The organism is Paenibacillus azoreducens, assembly GCF_021654775.1.
GTDB classification, from domain to species: Bacteria; Bacillota; Bacilli; order Paenibacillales; family Paenibacillaceae; genus Paenibacillus_AQ; species Paenibacillus_AQ azoreducens.
Map to the genome: position 1 here is coordinate 5,870,400 of NZ_AP025343.1, position 21,660 is coordinate 5,892,059.

Genomic DNA, 21,660 nt, shown 5'->3' on the forward strand with positions numbered 1-21,660 from the left:
CGTATTTAAATCATTCTCAGATGATCAGACCAGGTATTATTATTCCTCTGGAACTTTAATTTCGCCGTCGATGATTTTTTTCTTGAATTCATCAACTTTTTTCAGCACGTCTGCTGGAACGTTTTTACTGGAAGTCTCAGGCAGACCTACGGCATTGTCCTTCAGACCAAGCGTCTCGGATCCGCCTTTAAAGTTACCGTCGATCACTTCTCTGGTCACTTTGTCCACGGCTGTCGTTACGCCTTTAACCATCGAAGTCAAAGTTACGTCATCGCCAAATTCCAAGGATTGGTCTTTGTCTACGCCGATAACCCAAACTTTGCTACCGCCTGCTTTGTTGCGGGCGATCGCTTCGTTAAACACGCCTGTGCCAGTTGCGCCGGAAGCATGGAAAATGATATCTACGCCGTCATTGTACATGGTAGCTGCAGCTGCCTTGCCCTGATCGGGCTTGTCAAATGCGCCTGTATAGTTGATTTTGATCTCAGCATTCGGATTTGCAGCCTTAACGCCAGCTTTGAAGCCTGCTTCAAAACGTTTGATAACCGGAATTTCGGATCCGCCTACGAAGCCGACTTTGCTGCTTTTCGTCATCATGCCTGCCACTACACCAACCAGGAACGAACCTTCATGTTCTGCAAACGTTACGGAACGAACGTTAGGAGCGTCCACAGTAGCGTCGATGATCGCCAGATGCGCATCCGGGTTTTGGTCTGCGACAGTCTTCATATCTTCGCCCAGATCAAAACCGATCCCCCAAGTAAGGTCGTATTTGCCTTTTACGTATTTGTTCAAGTTGGTAACATATTCCTCTTTGGATTTACTTTGCAGATATTGGGCATCAATCCCTTTATCCTTCTTCAAAGCTTCCAGTGCTTCCCATGCGGATTGGTTAAAAGATTTATCATTAACCCCGCCCACGTCAGTAACCAAGCCAATTTTCACGCCTGATTTAGCAGTTCCCGAGGATTCGCCGCCGGATGCGTTTGTCTCTTCTTTCTTTTTGCCGCAACCTGCCAATACGACTGAAAATGCGAGCAGCATGATCAGCGACAACTTGAACATTTTTTTCATTTAAAATTATCCCCCTAAAATGGAATATACCCTTTTCATAAGACGTCGCCTCCTACAATTGATCCATGGTCAATTAATAATAAACAGGCTCCCTCTTGTGTAAGGGTTTTCTACAAATCAGATTATACATTTTACTAGGGCTAAAATCCAGTAATATTTTCACAATAGATGCCTACTTCGACATTTTTTTTGACGTCCTATTATTTAACGAAGAAATTCTCCCTCAATCTCAATGATTGTCTTGAATTCTCATGATTTCGCTCATCTCATAATATCGTCTAATCTTTTCCTGCAAGATCGGGATTGCCGATTCTTGAGCCTATCTTTCTCTATCTCATATGTAAAATAACCCCACAAAGAGTATCGGAAAGAAGTAAGGGCGCCTCTCACAGAGGGGCGCTTTTGCGAAGCAAAAGTACTGAGCGACGTGTAGCCTTTGAAGCTCATTCCGATTACTTTGCGGGGGACCCCGGAAGTCTGATATGTTAAAATAACCCCACAAAGTGGAGCCTATGCTTCGATGCTTATTCCAAATACTTTGCGGGGACCCCCAAAAAAACTTATAAATTCTATACTGTTAAAAAAAGCCTCAAAGGAGTCGAATCCTTCAAGGCTTTCTTTTCTTTGGTTTATTTTGCGATCTGAATTTTCATCTCCAGCGCTTTATGATAGTCCTTCACTAAATTTCCATTTTTGTCCTCAACGGCCTTCCCGTTTTTATTCACGAAACAGGTAAAAGGTTTAATGGTAATAAACTTTGCGGTTGAGTCAACCGGACTATATAACTTTAATTCCTTATATTCCGGATTTACTTTGCTATAAATTGCGATTTCCGATTCAATCAATTTTCCTTTGTCATCCACAATGTCGTAAAACATCTGCGTGGCAATTTTATTGGCGGACTGCTGCGGAGTGCGGGGAATCTGGCCTTTGCTGTGTATTTCCAACAATGTGCTGACATCGCTCATTCGCAGGCTTTTAATCTCATAGCTGAATTTTTGCTCGGTTTTCTTCGCGTTCGGCTGCATATTTACTTGGCGTTTTGCGATATTTTTTACCGGTATATTTACCGTCAAAGGTTCTTTGGACTTTCCTACCTTCGCCTCGAACGTTAATTCAAACTGTTCAGGAAAGATGTACTGTCCGGTGCGTTAATCCCTGGTCGCTCGCTTTCTTTACCGCAGCACTCCCCCACTCTTTAAGTACGCTGCTGCCGGACGCTGCCGCTGCCGGATCCGCAGCGCCCCCAAAGGCCATCCCCGTTCCCAATACCGCCGCCATTGCCGTAACTGCTAGCGTTTTTTTCCAAAAAGATTGCTTGTTCATTTGTACTTTTCACTCCTTGTTCTCCTTTTTTGCTTGTCCGCATCTTCATTTATGTAACAATCTCAAACGGTTTGTTTTGTGACATGAAAATCGCCAACATGCTCAGGAGCGCCTTCCCCGAAAACTTTTCATCTATTATCATTTTCCCGTCTTGTCCCCAAATAAAAACAAAACGCCTTTAACGGGAAATTTCTTTCCACATTAAAGGCGTTAAGAAAATCAATCTCGGATGATTACACATCCAAAAAATTAAGCATTGATTTTTTCTTTGGCAACGCTCGCGATGGAGTTGAATGCATTGATGTCGTTGACTGCGAGATCAGCCAGCATTTTGCGGTTGATGTCCACTCCAGCCAGTTTCAAACCATGCATCAGTTTGTTGTAGGACAATCCGTTCATGCGTGCAGCCGCATTGATACGAACGATCCACAGTCTGCGCATGTTGCGTTTTGTAGCGCGACGGTCGCGGTATGCATATACCAAAGACTTCATCACTTGTTCGTTAGCTGTTTTAAAAATGCGGTGTTTGGAACCGAAATAACCTTTTGCAAGTTTCAATACTTTTTTATGTCTACGACGAACGACGAATCCGCCCTTTACTCTTGCCATAATAATAAACCTCCCAAAAATGTGTAGTTACTATTTCAAGTTAGCCAAGCCTTGTTTCAAACGTCTTACATCACCCGGAGCCATTTCTGGGTTACCTGCAAGCACGCGTTTAGCGCGTTTGGATTTGTGGGAAAGCAGGTGGTTTCTGTAAGCTTTGTAACGAGTTACTTTACCGGAACCAGTTACTTTGAAACGGCCTTTCAGGCTGCTGTGTGTTTTCATTTTAGGCATTGTACTTCCTCCTCAGACTATTGGGCTTTTGGAGCCAGAATCATAATCATACTGCGGCCTTCCAATTTCGGCTGGCGTTCAACGACGGAAATTTCAGCAACTTCCGTTTTGACGCGTTCCAAAATCTTCTGACCAATGTTGGCGTGAGTGATCTCGCGTCCGCGGAAACGGACGGAGCATTTCACTTTGTCGCCGTCTTTCAAAAATTTGACGACATTGCGAAGCTTGGTTTGGAAATCATGCTCCTCAATGTTAGCTCGGAACCATACTTCTTTGATATCAACGATTTTCTGATTCTTCCGGGCTTCTTTTTCTTTCTTTTGCTGCTCGTAACGGAATTTGCCGTAGTCCATGATGCGGCATACAGGTGGTTTCGCCTGAGGCGCCACATTCACCAAGTCAAGATTCAGGTCCATCGCCATTTGAAGTGCTTCCCGAATCGGTTTGATACCGATCTGTTCGCCTTCCGCACCGACCAAACGAACTTCCTTCGCCCGAATTTCGTCATTAATCATATGATCCTTACTGATAACCGTCCACCTCCATGTTCATATGGGTGATTCTCAAGAAAAAGCAAAATTAAAGGGATACCGGCGCAACTCACCAGCATCCCTATGATCAATTCTTCATGAAGTTTCGCATTCATAAATCATCGGATCATGAACCTGCCAACTTGCGTCAATCAGGTGAGAAGCTGGTGCTTCTGCTTGAAAATCCATTTTGTTTTTTACGTACTAGAGTAATTTACCACGTATCCGATACTCTTGTCAACATTCAATCCAAAGTTTATCCCTGTTTGCTCTGTACTTCTTCCAGACGGACCACCCGCGTATGTTTGGTATGGCTCCATTGTTTGTTGTTCTGCGTGAAAAACGCATAAAACGTAATCGGATACCATGAAATCAGATAAATAGGGAAAAGGATCAGGTACAGATACACTTTTTTGTAAGTAACCTTCTCCAGGAACATCGCTGCCAAGAACGTAAACACATTGGCGGCGATGGCGGTAAAGCTGAGCCATAACGGCAGATAGCCGTACAGGTTCGCGATATGCGGACCGTCGAAGAACGTGCTGTCGACCCACATCACGGCCGTCATCAGGAACGTCAGAAGCACGATGTATACGTTGGCTCCATACAAGGCAAGGTCCAGTTTGACCAGGTTGCGTTCCTTGATGCTCTGCCAAAGCAGCGGGAAGAAGTAGCGGCGCGCTACCGTAAAGTGCCCCTGCATCCAGCGCAGACGTTGTCTTGCCGAAGCTTTGAACGTCAGCGGCTTCTCGTCGAACACTTTGGCGTCATAGTTGAATTTCGGATATACGCCGCGCTTGACGCTGCGCATCGTAAACTCAAGGTCCTCGACCAGGCTTGTTGCCCCCCAACCTATTTCCTTCAGCAGATTGGTTTCAAAGCACATCCCCGTTCCGCCGAGAAAATTGGCCATATTCATGTTATGGCGGGAAAGCTGCCACAGACGGTTGATGTACCAATACGAAATCCCGTATGCGGCCGTGATCCAGGAATCCTCCGGATTCTTGGTATCGATATAACCTTGGATAACCCGCGCCCCCGAGCACAGATCGTCGTTCATTTCCTTCAGGAAGTTCACGTCGGCCAGATTGTCGGCGTCAAACATCACGACGGCGTCATACTGACGCGGCATGGCCCAAAGCTCCTTGAGCATCCATTCGATTGCGTATCCTTTGCCGCGAAGATTATTGTTCGTGCGGACGCAGGCAGTCATGCCATGCTCCCGGACGATCTTCGCCGTATTGTCCGTGCAGTTGTCGCAAATAACAAAAACGTCATACAGTTCCTTCGGGTAGTCGAGCTGCTTCAGGTTTTCCATCAGCGCGCCTACGACTTGCTCTTCATTATGGGCGGCCACGAGTACCGCAAAGGATTTTGTTGCAGGATAATGCTGTTTTTTCTTTTTCCTATACAGACCCAAAATCGAGAATACAAACTGGTATACACCAACCGCGGCCAGAAGAACCTGCAGCGCGATAAATAAGGCGTCTATCATGTTTCTCGGAACCCCCCTTTTTTACCCCTCATAATCGTTATTTCTCTCTGTGATTACGGTACATTTTTACGGTTCTTTTTTTATGACCCTTAAGACCTTTTGCCTTCGAATTTTTCATTTTTTATGTGTCTTCGAACGACATATCGATTTTCCACGCTTTTCAGCTTTTTGTCAAAAGCTCAATAACCTCTCATGTTCCTGAAAAGCGCAAGAGAAGCGCGATCCTGACCGCCTGAAGCACTTCAAGCTTATTTTCATGACCGTTAGTTCTTATTTTCATCTGTTTACCGGTTTTTTATTTCTCAAATCCCCCCTTTTTTTAATGATCCATTTACATCATTACCACATCATTTACCGTATTCCATATTTATAAACGAGACAAGTCCATAAAAAGTTTAAAGTAAAAATTACATTTCTGTCCCAAGGAGTGCATTCCCGGCATATTTCAATATAAATCAGTTTAGGTTCTTAACCTGTTTCATTTCCGCAAAATCGGATCATCCCGCCGCGAAAAATTCAGTTCTTTCTGAACTCTTAAACGGATAATTGCTGTTTGAATCATTGTAAAGGTTCTGTAAAGTGAAGTCAAAACCGCCTCTTTTCATTCGTAACGGGAGGACTTTCGCCTTGAAAAAGACCGGAATAAAAAATATGATTAACTTAAAAGCGCGTGTTCAAAAAGATCGCGATCAAAAGCGGACTTTCTGAACAATCTCTTAAAGTGGAAGCCACAAGAGCGGCCGCAAGCATAAATAGCCTGTTCAAGGCGTTAAGCGGGGGAAATTTTGAATGAGACGTTTGTTCACGGAATTCGTACGAATCGACAGAAAATGCTTTCAATTTATTAACGGACGTCTTCATAACCGTTTTCTTAATTTCTGGCTCTTTTATCTTACGCATTTGGGCGGAGCCACATTTACGATTGCCGCAAGCGTATTGATCTGGTACTTCGGATCGCCCTCCTGGAGCAAGTCTGGCGCACAGGCCGCTGTAACCCTGGCTGTCAGCCACATTCCGGTTGCGGCCGCCAAAAAGCTCTATCCGAGACTTCGGCCCTATCTGGCACTGCCGGGAACACGGACCTTCCGCAACCCGCTCAAGGATCACTCTTTTCCCTCGGGGCATACGACGGCAGCCTTTTCGCTCGCGATCCCGCTCATATTGGGACATCCGGAATGGATATGTTTATTTCTGCCGCTTGCGCTTATCGTTGGCATGTCCCGGATCTATCTAGGCCTTCATTATCCTTCCGATGTGCTCGCCGGAGCCGTCATAGGGACGTCGGTGGCTGCCGCTACGGTTGCATTGTGGCCTTAAAGCCGATATGGTGGATATAAGGAAAACCACGCAGAAACAGGTGATTGAGAGTGGTAAAAAAAAGAGTATTGTTATTATCTGAAGGCTTCGGCGCTGGACATACTCGGGCTGCGTATGCACTCTCAAGCAGTCTGCGCAAACTTTCGCCGAATGTTCAGACGAAAGTCCTTGAACTTGGAAGTTTTTTGAATCCCAAGGTTGCTCCTTTAATCATTACGGCCTATAAGAAAACCGTGCTCTCCCAACCTAAGCTGATTGGGATGATGTACCGCCATCAATATCATAAATCTCTGAACCGTTTTACGACGCTCGCGCTGCACCGCATTTTTTACACCCATACGAAAAACGTCGTCAATCAGCTTGACCCGGATATTGTCGTATGTACGCATCCGATCCCGAGCGCCGTTATATCCCGTCTAAAACGGCTTGGTGAAGATATCCTGCTATGCACTGTCATTACCGACTATGATGCGCATGGGACCTGGATCAGTCCTGAAGTTGACCGCTACCTTGTATCTACGCAAGAGGTGCGAAACAAGATGATTCAACAAGGCGTGCCGCCTTCAAGAATCAAGGTAACCGGCATTCCGGTTCACCCGAACTTCTGGGAGCATCCCGTAAAGGATGAAATCCGCGCCAAGTTCAATTTGAAGGATATGCCTACCGTCATGGTGATGGGCGGCGGCTGGGGCATTATGAACGATGAGGTCATCAACGATTTTTTGATCCGCTGGAAAGACGATGTTCAAATCCTGTTTTGCCTTGGCAATAATGAAAAAGAGCTGAAGAAGCTCCAACAGGATCCGCGTTATAATCATGCTAATATCAGGCTCATCGGTTTTACGCTAGAGGTGGACAAGCTGATGGAAGTGTCGGATTTGCTCGTGACCAAGCCGGGCGGGATGACCTGCACCGAAGGGCTGGCGAAAGGAATTCCGATGCTTTTTCACCACCCCCTGCCTGGGCAGGAAGAAGAAAATTGCCAATATTTTACCGTGCAAGGGTTGGGTGAACCCATCATTTCGCTGGAAGTGATCGTCAAATGGATGAACAAGCTCATCAGCGACCTGGATGGCATCCGCCGGCGCCGGGAGGAGCAGCTCCCGTGCATCGACCGCTACCGACCGCTGGAAAGCGCGCAGAGCATTATCGATATGCTTGAATCCAAAAAAGTGCCTTCATCGTAGAAGGCACTTTTTTGGATATGAGCACCGGCTGCTCTATATGAGAGCTGACGGCTGTTAACGAAACGGAAACGCTATTATTGCCCCAAATTTTATTGCTGCTCCGAGTCTTTATCCCGCGGATTGTCCTCCATCCGGTAATTGTCGAGACGATGCTCTTGATAACGTTTGAGCGCATCGATGCCGACAATGGCCTCACAGCGGTGGATATGGACACCCTGTCCATGGAACTTCGTTTCATATTCAGTCATGACATGCTGTTCATTCGGACCTTCGCGATGGAGATTCAGCGAAATATTTTTCATTTGCAGGCCGAAATCCGCAAAGGCATTCAGCGAAAATTCGAATAAGGTCTGCGAATCGGTCTTGAGATGGATTTCTCCATTGCTATTTAGCAGACGGCGGTATTTATCCAAAAAACGGGGATGAGTCAAACGCCGGCGCGCATGTCTGGCTTTAGGCCAAGGATCGCTGAAATTCAGGAAAATCCGCTCAAGTTCCCCTTCGTCAAAAACCTCCTCCAAATACTCCACGTTCGCCAAAGCCAACCGCAAATTCGGAGGCACTTCGACATTACGCTCGGACCAGGCCAAACGCGCCTTTTCGCTCGCCCGGCGGATCAACTCGTCATACATATCGATGCCAATAAAATTAATATCCGGATTCCGGAAGCTCATCCGGCTGATGAACTGCCCCTTCCCCATGCCCAGCTCCACATGGATCGGATGATCATTACCAAATAGCGTATGCCATTTCCCTTTATACGACCGGGGATCAAGAATAACGAAACCTTTTTGCTCCTCCAGATTCTCCCGGATTCCTTTTCTGCCGCGTAAACGCATGTTATACCTCCGCTTTCATACTGAACTGTCTGAATAAATCGGCATTTGTAACCTGCTGCTGACAGCTACTGAGATATTGTGCCGAAGATATGGACAAATGTAAAGGCCTGCCCTTGAAAAAAGAAAAAGAATTCCGGCCTCCCCGCGGTTAGTGCTGGGGGCACAGAATTCCTTTTCCAAAATCTATTTGGAATTGGGGTCCAACGAATTCTTTGTTGTTAGTTTAAACTATCTTCATACTGAAAATCAAATGTCTTTTCGAAGGCTTTGCGAATTTTTCGTCTTGCCTCCGCCTGCACCTCCGGATTCCCGTTAAATTTAACGCCTGTTAAAGCAAGCGCCTCCTCCGGAGTCAGTTCTACAGCGATTTTACCCTTTCCTGAAGCTTCTGCGATCAACGAATTCATCATTATCACCTCACGGATTATGGTAGCCAAGGGCGTCATGCTTTTATCAATTTCCGTCATGTCATTACTGAATGATGGCAGCTGTGACGTCACCTTAAATATAACACTTCATGTAAGTTTCTACAATAAAACATATGCCCGAATTTCGGTTAAAATGACCATCGCTTGACCTGCTCATACCCTTCGCCAATTTTTTTTGCTACAATAGAGCAAGTGCGTTAGCGCTCGAAGTTCTAACAGAAATTTTGCGCAAATTCGATGACTCATAGCCGAGTGTCACTATCGGCCGACGCAAAAAAGGAGCACCTCTAATGAATTCACCAACTCTTGACTCTCCGCTCTTGTGGGGAGATAAAAGATTTCATACCTGGAATTACGAAATGCGCAGTGAGTTTAACGAAAAAGTGTTTAAAGTCATGCTCGATGCAGGCTTCACCTGCCCGAACCGCGACGGTACGATCGCCAGAGGCGGCTGCACGTTCTGCAGCGCGCGCGGATCGGGCGATTTCGCGGGCAAACGCCGCGACGACCTGATTACTCAATTCGATGAAATCCGGGACAAGCAGCATCTAAAATGGCCGAATGCTAAATATATCGGCTATTTCCAGGCCTATACCAATACTTATGCGCCGGTGGAGACGCTGCGCGAATATTATGAAGTCATTCTTCAGCAGCCCGGCGTCATCGGCTTGTCCATCGCTACGCGTCCCGACTGCCTGCCGGATGACGTCATCGAATATTTGGCCGAGCTGAACAAGCGTACTTACCTGTGGGTGGAAATGGGCCTGCAAACGGTGCATGACTCTACCTCGGAGCTCATTAACCGCGCCCATGACACACAGTGCTTCGTCGATGCCGTTGCGAAGCTGCGCAAGCATAACATCCGGGTGTGCGCTCATATCATATACGGTCTTCCGCAGGAAACCCATGAAATGATGATGGAAACGGGGCGCGCCGTATCGAAGATGGATGTGCAGGGAATCAAAATTCATCTGCTGCATCTGATGAGAGGCACGCCGATGGTGCGCCAGTATGAAGCAGGTCTGCTCCGCTTTCTGGAACAGGATGAATACATCAAACTGATTGTCGATACACTCGAGATTCTGCCGCCCGAAATGATCGTTCATCGGTTGACGGGCGATGCGCCGCGCAAGCTCCTTATCGGTCCAACGTGGAGTTTAAAAAAATGGGAAGTGCTCAACACCATTGACGCCCAGCTTAAAGCGCGGAATACATGGCAGGGCAAATATTGGAGGAATGCTTAATATGGGATTCCTATCCGTGCTCAGCTTTGCGCATAAGCAGGTCGGCGACCGGTTGCAGCCAGGCGATATCGCCATCGACGCCACCGTCGGTACGGGAGCCGATACGGTATTCCTCGCCAAATCCGCCGGGCCTAAGGGACATGTCTATGGCTTTGACATCCAGCAGCAGGCGCTTGAACTCGCCAAAGAGCGGATATCGCGGGAGGCTGAGGAAAAATTGGCTTCCATTACCCTGATTCCGGCAAGCCATGCCCTGATGCAAGAAAAACTCCCGCCCGATGTTCAAGGCGGAGTTGGCGCCATCATGTTTAATCTGGGCTACCTGCCTGCGCAGGAGTCCGACAAGCACATCATAACCGAGACGGGCAGCACGCTGCAGGCGCTGGATGCGGCTTTATCGCTGTTGAGGCCGAAAGGGATTATTACGGTAGTCCTTTATCCTGGCCATACCGGCGGGGAAGCCGAAGCAGAGGCTGTCACCGCATGGGCTTCGGCCCTGCCGCAGGAGGTCTGCCAGACGGTGATGTACAGGCAGCTGCAGCGCAGCGACGCCCCTTACGTCATCGCCCTTGAAAAAAAGCGCTAAACCGCGGTGGCATTTTCATTATGCCGCCTAAACATAAATATGTATTTTGTAAAATACTGTAGAATTGCCTGTTCAAAAAGGTCGGTTTTCAGCACCGAGAAGGTTGAATGAAGATAGGGGGTGAGGAGCGGAGCGTACGTTTAGGTACGTGAGCACCGGAAGCCCCGGCTGAATTCAAGATTCGATGTCGTTTCCGCTTCCTGGTTCACTTCGTGATCAAAAGCGGACTTTTTGAACAACCTCTACAAGCGGTTTGATTCATTCATCAGATTACCCGACTATGAAAGGAAGATGCAGCTATGACACAACCGTATCCATTATTATTTCAACCTGAGTTCAAGGAGCGCGTATGGGGCGGTCGCGCCCTGGAACAATTCGGTCTCACTCCGCCGGAAGGACATATCGGGGAAGGCTGGATGATCGCCGATCATCCAAACGGAACAACCACCGTCGTTAACGGCGAACTGGCCGGAAAAGGCCTTGACCAAATTCGTGAGGAACTCGGCAAAGAGTGGTTCGGCAGCAAAGGTTTTTCCGAGAAAAACGGCCGTTTCCCGCTGCTGATCAAACTTCTCGATTGCAATGACAATCTGTCCGTACAGGTGCATCCAACCGATGATTATGAAGGCCTTCCTAAAGGCGAACTTGGCAAAACCGAAATGTGGTATGTGCTTGACGCCAAACCGGGTGCCAAAATCATCTACGGCCTGAAAGACGGAGTAACCCGCGATAGCATGAAAGCTGCATTGGAAAGCGGAAGCGTGATGGATACGCTGCGCGAAGTTCCCGTTGAAGCGGGAGATACGTTCTATATTCCTGCCGGTACGGTTCATGCCCTCTGTGCAGGTGTAGTGGTTGCGGAAATCCAGCAAAATTCGGATACGACTTACCGCATTTACGATTACAATCGTCCGGGCCTCGACGGCAAACCACGCGAGCTTCATATCGAAGATTCCTTGAATGTAACTAATTTTGAAGACTCCGGCGCCACTACGATGAAAACGGATGGCCTATCCGCAGGCGAATGGCTTCAGCTTGCCAAATCCCCTTATTTCATTGTTGAAAAAGGGATTGTGGACGGATCTTGGAACCTCTCGACCACGCCGGAAAGCTTTACCATCCTGGTAATTTGCGAAGGCAGCGGCAAGCTGGCCTGGAATAACGGCTCGCTGGAATACAAGGCGGGGCAATGCTTCCTCCTTCCTGCAAACCTCGGCTCGTATGCTTTGGAAGGACAAGCGACGGTGCTCCGTTCTTATTTGCCGGAGTAAACCGCATAGAATCTAATAGTACGTGTTCAAAAAGGTCGGTTTTCAGCACCGAGAAGATTGGATGAAGCTAGGGACTGAGGAGCGGAGCGTACATTGGGGTACGTGAGCACCGGAAGGCCCGGCTGAATTCAAGATTCGATGCGAAAGCCCGCTTCCTGATTCGCTTCGTGTTAGATATAGAATTTATAAGTTATCAGCAAAGCTGATGAAATTCTATATCGCAAGAAAACCTACCTAATTTATCGCGGTCGCTCAACCTTGAGTTGCCTCGATTAGGTTTTCTTATCAAAAGTGAACTTTTTGAACAACCTCTAGTAGGTTCCTAATGGATGATGAGGAGTGATGGTCTTGCTCGAGCAAACCTTTACGATGACTGACCCGCATGGAACAAAAGCGCATGTGTATCAGTGGCTTCCGGATCAGGAAGCCGACATCAAGGGCGTGCTGCAGATCGTACATGGCATGTGCGAAACGGCCGAACGTTACGCCCGCTTCGCATCCGCCCTGACCGCGGCAGGTTATGCGGTATACGCGCATGATCAGCGGGGGCATGGCTTAACCGCCGGGTCCGTTGAGCGGCTAGGCGATGTGGGGGAAAACGGATTCCCGCTCATGGTTCAAGATATCCTGAGGCTGGGCGGGATCATTAGAGGAAACCATCCTGCTGTCCCGTTGTTCCTGATGGGACACAGCATGGGATCGTTTTTGGTGCAAAAGGTAATCCAAGCGCATTCGGAAGGGTATGAAGGTTTTATTCTCTCCGGCACCAACGGGCCGCGCAGCATGCTGCAGCCAGGCAAAATGTTGGCTTCGATCCAAAGCAAACTGCAGGGGGCTTCCCATCGCAGCCTGATGATGAACGCGATCGTCTTCGGCGGCTTCAATCGTGCGTTTTCACCGGCCCGCACCGATTTTGACTGGTTGTCCCGTGACCCGGATGAAGTCGACCGCTACATTGAAGATCCTTTCTGCGGTGCTATATGTACCGCAAGCTTTTTCCGGGATTTCCTCGGCCATCTTCAGGAAATTCAGCGGCCTGCCGGGTACGACGGCATTCCGCGCAACAAGCCGATTTATCTCTTTAGCGGCGACAAGGACCCTGTCGGTCTAAACGGCAAAGGCGTCGAGCGTCTTGCCTCCATCTATCGCGGACTAGGCATCCCGGATGTGGAATGCCGGCTGTATCCCGATGGACGCCATGAAATGCTAAATGAGATGAACCGTGACGAAGTTACGGCTGATGCGCTTGCATGGCTGGAAAGCCATGTTCAGGCGCTGACATCCAAGAAATCATCATCCATGTAAGCCCCGCAAAGAGTATCGGAAAGAAGTCCGACGCCTCTCAAAGAGAGGCGCTTTTGCGGAGCAAAAGTACTGAGTGACATGTGGCCTTCGAAGCTTATTCTGATTACTTTGCGGGGACCCCTGGGCGCTTTAGTTCTTTAAAGGATTTTAAACTTTCCGCTATTACAAAAAAACGCTCTTGGCTCCATAGAGAATGATCTCTACGGGTCCAGAGCGTTTTTTCGTGTGATGTTATGCGGAGCCCTTTATACCGGATTGGCTGCGGGGAGCTGCATCGTATAAAAAGACGGCTGATCGCTGTTATCCTGCTGATACAGCACCATAAGCAGCGTCCGCTCCCCTTCCGTTTCACCCGCTTCGCCAGTGCCGCCTTCCAGCACGTCCTGCAGCGAAAACGGAAGAACTTCGAGCATTGCATGCTTATGCAGTTCGCGCTCGCCGAGCTTCAGTTCCGCAAAACCGCCGGATACAGCCTCCGGCCGCTCGATGACCGAATGCAAAGCCAAGCTCCATTCGTCTTTGGTGATCGGAGACTCCCACCAAATTTTGCGCGGCTTGTATTTGTGGTTCAGGAAGTAGTCCAGCTTCATCAGCCCCAGGACGACAGCCTTCCGTTTCAAGCCCCGCTGCGTTAAAAACGCGGACAGGCGGGAGAACAAATCCTCCAGCTGGTGGCCGATTTTTTGCCAGCCCTGCCCTTCCCAGTAATCGCCGAACTCCTGGAAGAAATCAAACGGCGAATCAAATTCATGTTTCATCAAATAATTCAAAGTATAGTCCATGCGGTGCGCATTCCAGTATTTCTCCAGCACATCCTCCAGCCTTTTCAGCCGTACGATATCGGCAAAGGAAAGCTTATGGCTTCCCAAAATCTCATATGGCGCATGATCCATAAAGGTGTATTCGTATTTTTCCGCATCCCGTCTGAGGCCGGTCCCGCGCAGCATCTTCAGAAATCCAAGCTGCAGCTCCTCCGGTCTGAGCGCGAATACGTCATTAAACGTTTTGCGGAACGTATCGTAATCTTCCTCCGGCAGGCCTGCGATCAGGTCCAGATGCTGCGCGATTCGGCCGCTGTTCTTGATGATGCTGACCGTCCGCGACAGCTTCTCGAAATTTTGCCTGCGCTTCACCAGCACATTGGTCGGGTCATTGGTTGACTGTACCCCGATTTCAAAGCGGAAAATGCCTGCCGGCGCATTGTCGGCCAAAAATTGCAGCACCTCGGGCCGCATGATATCCGCAGTGATTTCAAACTGGAAGATACAACCGCGGTTATTTTCGATCAGGAACTTGAACATCTCCATCGCATAGCTGTGATTGATGTTGAAGGTACGGTCCAAAAACTTGATCACTTTCGCACCGTTGTCAATCAAATACATGATATCCGCTTTGACCCGCTCAATATCGTAATAGCGTACGCCATTTTCGATGCTTGAAAGGCAAAATTGGCATTGAAACGGACATCCGCGGCTTGTTTCGAAATAGACGATGCGCTTGCCGAGATTCGGAATGTCCTCCGGAAAACGATGCGGGGACGGCAGGGAATTCAGATCGCTTTTCGGCCGGGGCGGATTGATAATAACCTCTTCTCCCTTCCGGTAGGCGATGCCGTATACAAAATGAAACTTCCGGTCGCCTTCGATCACCTGCAACAGATGATGCAGCGTCTCTTCGCCATCCCCCATCACGATAAAATCGACGTCCTGCGCGCGTTCCATCCAATATCCAGTATCATAGGAAACTTCCGGACCACCGAGAATGATTTGGACCTCCGGCATAACCTTTTTGACAATGTTGATGACCTTAAGCGTTTCTTCGATGTTCCAAATATAACAAGAAAAACCGATGACGTCCGGGCGCCGCTCAAACAGATCCGAGACGATATTCATGACCGGATCCTTGATGGTATACTCCGCCAGCTCAATATCAAACTCATGCCCGCTATAAGCCTTCAGCAGGCGAATCGCCAGCGAGGTATGAATGAATTTGGCGTTTAAGGTCGATAAAATGACTTTCATGGGTTCACATTCCTTCTGTTATTCATAATCGTCGTCATAGCGGTCATCGCCCTGCTCCCGGAAAAAATCAAGGAAGGGCCTTCCGTATTTGCGGAATTTCACTTCGCCGACGCCTTTTACTTTCAGCATGTCATCTTCGGTCTGCGGGCATACCACGCTCATCTCCCGCAGCGTCGCATCGTTGAAAATAATATAGGAAGGCACATGCTCCCGTCCCGCAAGTTCGCGCCGGATCAGGCGCAGCTGCTCGAATATGGTTTCATTGACGGCTGACTGCGAATAGTCATGCTTGCGCCCGCTTCTGCTTCGTGCTCCAATCGTTTCTTCCGCGCTTTTGGCCGGCATGCGCTGCATCACCCTGCGCTGTCCCTTCAGCACTTCGGCCGCAAGCGGCTGCAGCTTCAGCACCGGGTATTGCCCCTCGGACAGCATCAGGTACCCTTCAGAAACCATCACGTTGATGATCTCCGAGATTTCTTTTTCCGTCCGGTCCGCCATGGTCCCATAGGTCGACAGCCCGTCGAAGCGGTATTGAAGCACCTTTTTATTCCGTGAACCTTTAAGCACCGAAGCAACCATCGAGATGCCAAAACGCTCGCGCATGCGATGAATGCAGGAAAATATTTTTTGCGCATCGATCGTCATATCCGTCAGCTCGCGTTCATCCGTGCAGGAGCTGCAAATGCCGCATGATTTATCTTCATGCTCCTCGCCAAAATAGTCCAGCATGGCGCTGCGCAGGCAGCGTGTCGTATAGCAGTAATCAACCATCTGCTGAAGCTTGCGGTAATCATTAGCTTTCCGGTCCCCATCCTGCGGATTCTGCTCGATCAGAAACTTCTGCGTCATAATGTCCTGCGCGCTGAACAGCAGAATGCATTGGCTCGGTTCGCCGTCGCGTCCCGCGCGTCCGGCTTCCTGGATATAGGCCTCCATGTTCTTCGGCATATTAAAATGGATGACGTAGCGCACGTTGGATTTGTCGATTCCCATCCCGAAGGCGTTGGTCGCCACCATCACCCGGATGTCGTCATACAGGAACGCTTCCTGGCTGGCAGCCCGCTCCTCATCGGTCATGCCCGCATGATATCTGCCTGAGGCAATGCCTGCGCTGCGCAAACGCTCATACAAATCGTCCACATCCTTGCGGGTCGCGGCATAGATTATGCCCGGCTGATGCGAATGAGCTGCGGCATATTTCAGAACAAATTCACGTTTATTCTCCCCGCGCAGTACCGACATCGCCAAATTATCGCGGCTCAGCCCCGTGACGAATACTTCAGGCTCCTCAAGACGCAGAAGCCGCACCATATCCTCCGTGACTTCCGGCGTCGCGGTCGCCGTAAAAGCGGCGACAATCGGGCGCTGCGGAAGGCTTTGCACGAACGGGGCGACCGCCAGATAGCTCGTCCGAAAATCATGTCCCCACTGGGATACGCAGTGCGCTTCGTCAACGGCAACGCAGGAGATGGACAAATTGCCCATTTCATCCCGGAACCAATCCACTTCCAGCCGCTCAGGGGCCACATAAAGCAGTTTCAGCTCCCCGCGTCTCGCGGCGCGAATCCGTTCATTCACCTCTTTGCCGCTCAGCGTGCTGTTAATATACGCAGCCTGGATGCCCATGGCGGTCAACGCATCTACCTGATCCTTCATCAGTGAGATCAAAGGTGAAACAACCAGCGTTAGTCCCGGCAGCATCAGCGCCGGAATCTGATAGCAGATCGACTTGCCGCCGCCAGTCGGCATAATCCCCAGCGTGTCGTTTCCTTCGAGCAGACTGAGAACGATTTTTTTCTGGCCATCCCGGAAATCCGGATAACCATAATAAGTTTGCAGCAATTGCTGCGCCCGTTCCAACGTCATCGTTTCTACACTCATGGATCCATAAACTCCTAACAAAATCTATTGGAAAATGACAAAAGCTTGAGCCATATAACCATTCATAAACACTACTATTAAGTTTAACGGGCTTTACGTGAATGAGCAACCGGAAGGCGCATGTTTTGGAGCACTTGGACATACGGTAATAAGCCGACAGAATAACTGTCGGCTTGATGTTCCTTGAGTTCTCCTTTTTATTCCGGATCTTCAGGTGCATCCCATCGGCTCTGGTATTTCTCGAGCAGCGGATGCAGTATTTCCGGTTTATCCGCCACAATGAGCCGGAGTTTCACGATCCACTCGGGAAAGAATGAATACGACGCCAATAAATTCGCCATCTCCGCAGTCAGGTAAAGAAAATGCGGTGCAGGGTACTTCTCGGTCAAATGACGCAAAGCCGTATCCACTGGCGTATATTTTTTCCGCTTGGCTTCGAATCTTTCAATCTCCGCAAACGTCTCCCGCTCCTTTATCCATTCTTCCAGCTTCCGCTGCCGCTGATGATAAGCGCTGACCGGCTGCTTTACCATCCGTCTGGCCGTCTCCTCATGCAGCGGATACAGGACGAATCGCGAGAAATGGCGTTCTGCAGCTGTTTGCTCCGCTTTATCCAGCTCCTGATCGGTTATCTCCTCAAAGATGTCGTAATAGATCAACGTTCCTTTGTTCTGTTGCTCCGGCGGCTCATAGCCATAAGGCAAAAACCCGGCGGTATGCTTCATTCCTCCGCCTCTTCCAAATGCTCACGGCAGAACTTCTCAATCATCTGCACCTCATCGTCTTCAAGCTCAAAAACAAGGTAACGGTCCGTCGATTTTTCGTATACATCGTATTTTACGAGGCCGCCACCCTCTTCCTGTTCGCTATAAATCGCCCGGACGTATATTCCGTTCTCGGAGTATAGCTCGTCATCCTCCGGCACGTCGAGATCCAATTTATATTCATAACGTTTGCCCGCCAAAATCCGAAACGGGTCTTTTACCTGTTCCACCTGAAATTCCGTAATCGTCACCATGCTGTCACCCTTCCCCAAAACTCTATTTTTCCATTCTTCTTATTTTAACAGACTTCTGGCGAAAGCATTCACGTTTATAGATCCCCGCCTTATATCGAATACATACCTTAGAAAAACAACCCCCTTCATTACCTCCCCCCCCCTGAAGTAAAGCCCTAAAATAACCCCACAAAGTGGAGCCTATGCTTCGATGCTTATTCCAAATACTTTGCGGGGACCCCCAAAAAAACTTATAAATTCTATACCGCTTAGAATAGACATTGGAAAAACCCTAGGTTGCAGCCTAGATTTTTTTCAATGTCCACTAAATGGGGTCTTGACCACCCCTGCTGTTGGGTTCTTTTCGCAGGGTGTCCGTTTGGCACTTTTTCTGCATGAGGAATGACACAGCGTTCTCCCACGTTCTCCCGGTATGATGTAATTAAAAAATAAGATAATTCAGCGAATAACCTTGGGGGGATGGATGATGAAACGAAAATGGATTGCAGGAACGCTTGTTATTCTGCTTATCGCAGCAGGGGGTGCGGCCTTTTTTGCCCGGGGAAACCTTCCTTTCCTGTCCGGTTCCGGCCAGGAGGCAAAAGCCGAATCCAAGGAAACAGCCTTTTATTCGGAAACCTATATTATTTTTGATACGGTCGTCAACGTGAAGCTATATGGTGAACATGCCAAACCAAGCCAGCTTGAAGACATCAAACATCTGATGGAAGACATGGATCAAAAATTGAGCCGGACGCTGGAAACCAGCGAGATCTACAAAGTTAACCAGGCGGCGGGCAAACAAGCGGTTCAAGTATCCCAGGATACGTTCGACGTGGTGCAAAAAGCTTTGGACTACGCCGTAAGTACCGGCGGATTATATGATCCGACCGTCGGACCGCTCGTCAGCTTGTGGAATATCGGCAACGAGGGCGCCCATGTGCCTTCCAAACCCGAACTTAACAAGGCGATACAACTGATCGGCTTTAAGGACGTAGAGATGAATCGCGAGGAACGCACCATCAAGCTGCTTCGGCCGAGCATGGCGCTTGATCTCGGAGGAATCGGCAAGGGATACGCCGCCGACCGGATTGCGGCATATTTGAAGTCCCAGCAAGTCGACAGCGCGATGATCAATCTTGGCGGCAGCAGCATTATTGCGCTTGGCAGCAAGCCGGGTGGACAAAGCTGGAATATCGGGCTGCAGGATCCCGACCAAACCCGGGGGAAGGCGCTCGGCAACGTGCATATTAAAAATAAAACGGTCGACGCGTCCGGCGTATATGAACGCTTTTTCATCGAAAATGGCGTCAAATACCATCATATTCTGGATCCGCGGACAGGCTTTCCAAGCCGCAGCGGGCTGAAAAGCGTCACGCTCATTTGCGATTCGGCGACGGATGCCGACGCACTCTCCACCGCCGTATTTATTATGGGCCTTGATGAAGGCATGAAGTACATCGAAAAGCAGTCGGGAGTTGAAGCGTTTTTTATTACGGAGGACAATAAAATTTACGAAACATCGGGATTGAAAGAACAAATCCGCTTCACCAATCCGGAATACACTGTGAAGACACTGGATTGACCGGGCTAGGGCTGCACTTGCTTTAGGACATTGTCATGCACCGCCAACGTGTTCTGTAACGTTAAACAAGCTTAGGCTGGCCGGGGCCGCTCATGGCATTTAATTGGTTTGAATTGCGTCGGGGCCATCGGGGCCGCCAGGTTCATCGGTTGCGCCAGTTGCTCCTGGTACCGGTCCGCCTGTTCCACCAGTTGCGCTAGTTTCGCCAGTTTCGCCAGTTGTGCCTGTTCCGCCGGTCACTAGTTCGTCAGGTTCACCGCTTGCGCCTGTTGCTCCTGTTCTGCCTGTTCCACCAGTTGCGTCTGTTGCGCCAGTTTCGCCAGTTGCACCTGTTCCGCCAGTCACTAGTTCGTCAGGTTCACCGGTTGCGCCTGTTGCTCCTGTTCTACCTGTTCCACCAGTTGCCCTGTTCCGCCAGTCACTAATTCGTCAGGTTCACCGCTTGCGCCTGTTCCGCCTTCTTGTCTACTTTTTTAAAGCGTTATAATCCCGAGCAGTTTGACAATGAAGGGGAAAAGATGCAAAAGTGCATCTATTTTAGCGTTCCAGGCAACTATGGCTAGAAAGCTTGCAAAAGTGCATCTTTTTCTCAACTTTTAGACATAAACAGACGATTCGTGGTCAAATTGATGTATTTTCGCAACAATTTTGCATTTCACGCTATAAATGGCCTGAAAAGGATGCACTTTCGCAACATTTTTCCTGATCACATGATCAACTGTCTGCAAAAGCATGCGCCGCCAACTCAATCAATCACCGGAACGCGCTCCGGATGCCGCAGTAAATCAAACATCAGCTTAATCTGCTCCTCCGTATTTCTGTTTCGGGACAAGCGCGGCAGATCATCTTCGGCAAAAAAACGCACGGCGCTGGTTTCTAAGCCCTCCTGAGCTTGACCCCCGGTAATCTCGCAATGAATAAACAGTTTATAAACATGGTACGGAGCAGGCGGATTATGCTTTTGGTTGTCGAGTACGGCCAGCAAACGAAGCGGCTTCACTTCAAAGCCGGATTCCTCCCTGATCTCCTTCACTGCAATCTCTGTAGGCGACAATAGCAAATCCGCCCAGCCGCCGGGCAAAGACCACTCCCCATCCTCTTTTTCCCTCACCAGCAAAATCCTGTTGTCCTTCAGGACAACTCCGCGAATATCTACCTTGGGTGTCGCATACCCCTCCTCTCCCGCAAAAAGATGCGCAAGGATGCGTGCATCCATCTTGGTATACTCGCTCATGATTTCCAGACTCAGGGCACGCAGCTGCTCATACCGTTCCTTGTCATAAACATCCTTGGCATATGTCAGCCCGGTTTGTGCTATTCCTTGAATTTGCTTGGCCCAATGAAGCCATTTCGGCTGTGTTTCGTTCATCGGCATGTTCATCTCCAAAATTTTTTTGAGTATTTAAGTGAGAAAGATTATCATTGAGAATGAGTTTATGATACAATGTTTTTTAAGAAACAATTATTATCCAACGGTAAGGAGTCGACAAGCATGGTGAATACATCGGTACAACGCGCGGAACTGCGTATTGATGATTATCTTGATCTATTAAATCTGGCGAAGCAGCTGCAGGATGCCAAATGGCAAAAAGAAATCATCCGCAAGCTGGAATGGCTTAACGACAGACAGCAGACCCCTGCCCTAAACTAGCATATCGCCCTATTTCCCATATCGTTCATTTCTATTACCAAAGTTACAATTTCAATTGAAAGACGGCCCCTCGAAGTCGTCTT

23 protein-coding genes are annotated in these 21,660 nt (G+C 48.9%); 8 read left to right on the forward strand and 15 right to left on the reverse strand.

All coding sequences use genetic code 11. The features are described 5' to 3' along the window. Window positions 1-39: 39 nt before the first annotated feature. The 7 genes from L6442_RS25995 to L6442_RS26025 all read right to left on the reverse strand — a co-directional run bounded on the left by L6442_RS25995 (window position 40) and on the right by L6442_RS26025 (window position 5,265). Window positions 40-1,074 (reverse strand): BMP family ABC transporter substrate-binding protein, encoded by a 1,035-nt coding sequence (locus L6442_RS25995; protein ID WP_212977089.1) that lies wholly within the window; start codon window positions 1,072-1,074, stop codon window positions 40-42. Between the two features lie 629 nt (window positions 1,075-1,703). Beyond that, complete coding sequence (locus tag L6442_RS26000; protein WP_212977090.1) at window positions 1,704-2,150, reverse strand: DUF5643 domain-containing protein; 447 nt, start codon at window positions 2,148-2,150, stop codon at window positions 1,704-1,706. Between the two features lie 49 nt (window positions 2,151-2,199). Then, window positions 2,200-2,400, reverse strand: a complete 201-nt coding sequence (locus L6442_RS26005; RefSeq protein ID WP_212977091.1) for a hypothetical protein — start codon at window positions 2,398-2,400, stop codon at window positions 2,200-2,202. 249 nt (window positions 2,401-2,649) lie between these two features. Further along, a complete protein-coding gene (gene rplT / locus L6442_RS26010; protein ID WP_212977092.1) occupies window positions 2,650-3,009 on the reverse strand; it encodes a 50S ribosomal protein L20 in 360 nt (119 codons plus the stop codon). Between the two features lie 30 nt (window positions 3,010-3,039). Next, window positions 3,040-3,240 (reverse strand): 50S ribosomal protein L35, encoded by a 201-nt coding sequence (gene rpmI / locus L6442_RS26015; RefSeq protein WP_076173245.1) that lies wholly within the window; start codon window positions 3,238-3,240, stop codon window positions 3,040-3,042. Between the two features lie 17 nt (window positions 3,241-3,257). Further along, complete coding sequence (gene infC, locus L6442_RS26020; protein WP_194234244.1) at window positions 3,258-3,755, reverse strand: translation initiation factor IF-3; 498 nt, start codon at window positions 3,753-3,755, stop codon at window positions 3,258-3,260. Between the two features lie 271 nt (window positions 3,756-4,026). Then, on the reverse strand, window positions 4,027-5,265 hold the full coding sequence (locus L6442_RS26025; protein ID WP_194234243.1) for a glycosyltransferase family 2 protein: 1,239 nt from the start codon (window positions 5,263-5,265) through the stop codon (window positions 4,027-4,029). Window positions 5,266-6,054: 789 nt separating this feature from the next. Here L6442_RS26025 and L6442_RS26030 point away from each other — a divergent pair. Together L6442_RS26030 and L6442_RS26035 are read left to right on the forward strand one after the other, a co-directional pair. Then, window positions 6,055-6,582: a phosphatase PAP2 family protein gene (locus L6442_RS26030; RefSeq protein ID WP_194234242.1), complete on the forward strand. Its 528-nt coding sequence runs from the start codon at window positions 6,055-6,057 to the stop codon at window positions 6,580-6,582. Between the two features lie 50 nt (window positions 6,583-6,632). Beyond that, a complete protein-coding gene (locus tag L6442_RS26035; protein WP_212977093.1) occupies window positions 6,633-7,769 on the forward strand; it encodes an MGDG synthase family glycosyltransferase in 1,137 nt (378 codons plus the stop codon). An 89-nt stretch (window positions 7,770-7,858) separates the two neighbouring features. On the opposite strand, the gene trmB is transcribed toward L6442_RS26035, so the two are convergent. After that, entirely contained in the window at window positions 7,859-8,608 is a 750-nt protein-coding gene (gene trmB / locus L6442_RS26040) for a tRNA (guanosine(46)-N7)-methyltransferase TrmB (RefSeq protein WP_212977094.1), read from the reverse strand. 218 nt (window positions 8,609-8,826) lie between these two features. Continuing rightward, window positions 8,827-9,015 carry a hypothetical protein gene (locus L6442_RS26045; RefSeq protein WP_194234260.1) on the reverse strand — a complete coding sequence of 63 codons (189 nt, stop codon included), beginning with the start codon at window positions 9,013-9,015 and terminating at the stop codon, window positions 8,827-8,829. A 311-nt stretch (window positions 9,016-9,326) separates the two neighbouring features. Between L6442_RS26045 and mnmL the strand changes: the two genes are divergently transcribed. The 4 genes from mnmL to L6442_RS26065 all read left to right on the forward strand — a co-directional run bounded on the left by mnmL (window position 9,327) and on the right by L6442_RS26065 (window position 13,442). Further along, the gene (gene mnmL / locus L6442_RS26050) at window positions 9,327-10,280 is read left to right on the forward strand and encodes a tRNA modification radical SAM protein MnmL/YtqA (protein ID WP_212977095.1); all 954 of its coding nucleotides are present in this window, start codon (window positions 9,327-9,329) and stop codon (window positions 10,278-10,280) included. Window position 10,281: 1 nt separating this feature from the next. Beyond that, window positions 10,282-10,866, forward strand: coding sequence for a tRNA 5-(aminomethyl)-2-thiouridylate-methyltransferase MnmM (mnmM, locus tag L6442_RS26055; protein ID WP_212977096.1), 585 nt, complete (start codon window positions 10,282-10,284; stop codon window positions 10,864-10,866). Window positions 10,867-11,165: 299 nt separating this feature from the next. Further along, window positions 11,166-12,137: a type I phosphomannose isomerase catalytic subunit gene (locus L6442_RS26060; protein WP_212977097.1), complete on the forward strand. Its 972-nt coding sequence runs from the start codon at window positions 11,166-11,168 to the stop codon at window positions 12,135-12,137. Window positions 12,138-12,485: 348 nt separating this feature from the next. After that, the gene (locus L6442_RS26065) at window positions 12,486-13,442 is read left to right on the forward strand and encodes an alpha/beta hydrolase (protein WP_237100092.1); all 957 of its coding nucleotides are present in this window, start codon (window positions 12,486-12,488) and stop codon (window positions 13,440-13,442) included. 245 nt (window positions 13,443-13,687) lie between these two features. On the opposite strand, the gene L6442_RS26070 is transcribed toward L6442_RS26065, so the two are convergent. The 4 genes from L6442_RS26070 to L6442_RS26085 form a co-directional block, all read right to left on the reverse strand. Further along, the gene (locus L6442_RS26070; protein WP_212977098.1) at window positions 13,688-15,463 is read right to left on the reverse strand and encodes a B12-binding domain-containing radical SAM protein; all 1,776 of its coding nucleotides are present in this window, start codon (window positions 15,461-15,463) and stop codon (window positions 13,688-13,690) included. An 18-nt stretch (window positions 15,464-15,481) separates the two neighbouring features. Next, the gene (gene recQ / locus L6442_RS26075) at window positions 15,482-17,344 is read right to left on the reverse strand and encodes a DNA helicase RecQ (protein ID WP_212977099.1); all 1,863 of its coding nucleotides are present in this window, start codon (window positions 17,342-17,344) and stop codon (window positions 15,482-15,484) included. 197 nt (window positions 17,345-17,541) lie between these two features. Next, window positions 17,542-18,069, reverse strand: a complete 528-nt coding sequence (locus tag L6442_RS26080) for a hypothetical protein (protein WP_212977100.1) — start codon at window positions 18,067-18,069, stop codon at window positions 17,542-17,544. Next, a complete protein-coding gene (locus tag L6442_RS26085; RefSeq protein WP_212977101.1) occupies window positions 18,066-18,362 on the reverse strand; it encodes a DUF6509 family protein in 297 nt (98 codons plus the stop codon). The genes L6442_RS26080 and L6442_RS26085 overlap by 4 nt, the downstream gene beginning before the upstream one ends. 463 nt (window positions 18,363-18,825) lie before the next feature. Here L6442_RS26085 and L6442_RS26090 point away from each other — a divergent pair, with 463 nt between their 5' ends. Then, window positions 18,826-19,926, forward strand: coding sequence for an FAD:protein FMN transferase (locus L6442_RS26090; protein WP_212977102.1), 1,101 nt, complete (start codon window positions 18,826-18,828; stop codon window positions 19,924-19,926). Between the two features lie 99 nt (window positions 19,927-20,025). On the opposite strand, the gene L6442_RS26095 is transcribed toward L6442_RS26090, so the two are convergent. Beyond that, window positions 20,026-20,271, reverse strand: a complete 246-nt coding sequence (locus L6442_RS26095) for a hypothetical protein (protein ID WP_212977103.1) — start codon at window positions 20,269-20,271, stop codon at window positions 20,026-20,028. A 400-nt stretch (window positions 20,272-20,671) separates the two neighbouring features. Beyond that, a complete protein-coding gene (locus tag L6442_RS26100) occupies window positions 20,672-21,295 on the reverse strand; it encodes an NUDIX hydrolase (protein ID WP_212977104.1) in 624 nt (207 codons plus the stop codon). A 123-nt stretch (window positions 21,296-21,418) separates the two neighbouring features. On the opposite strand from L6442_RS26100, the gene L6442_RS26105 reads away from it, so the two are divergent. Next, entirely contained in the window at window positions 21,419-21,577 is a 159-nt protein-coding gene (locus L6442_RS26105; RefSeq protein ID WP_194234229.1) for a hypothetical protein, read from the forward strand. The last annotated feature ends 83 nt before the right edge of the window (window positions 21,578-21,660 follow it).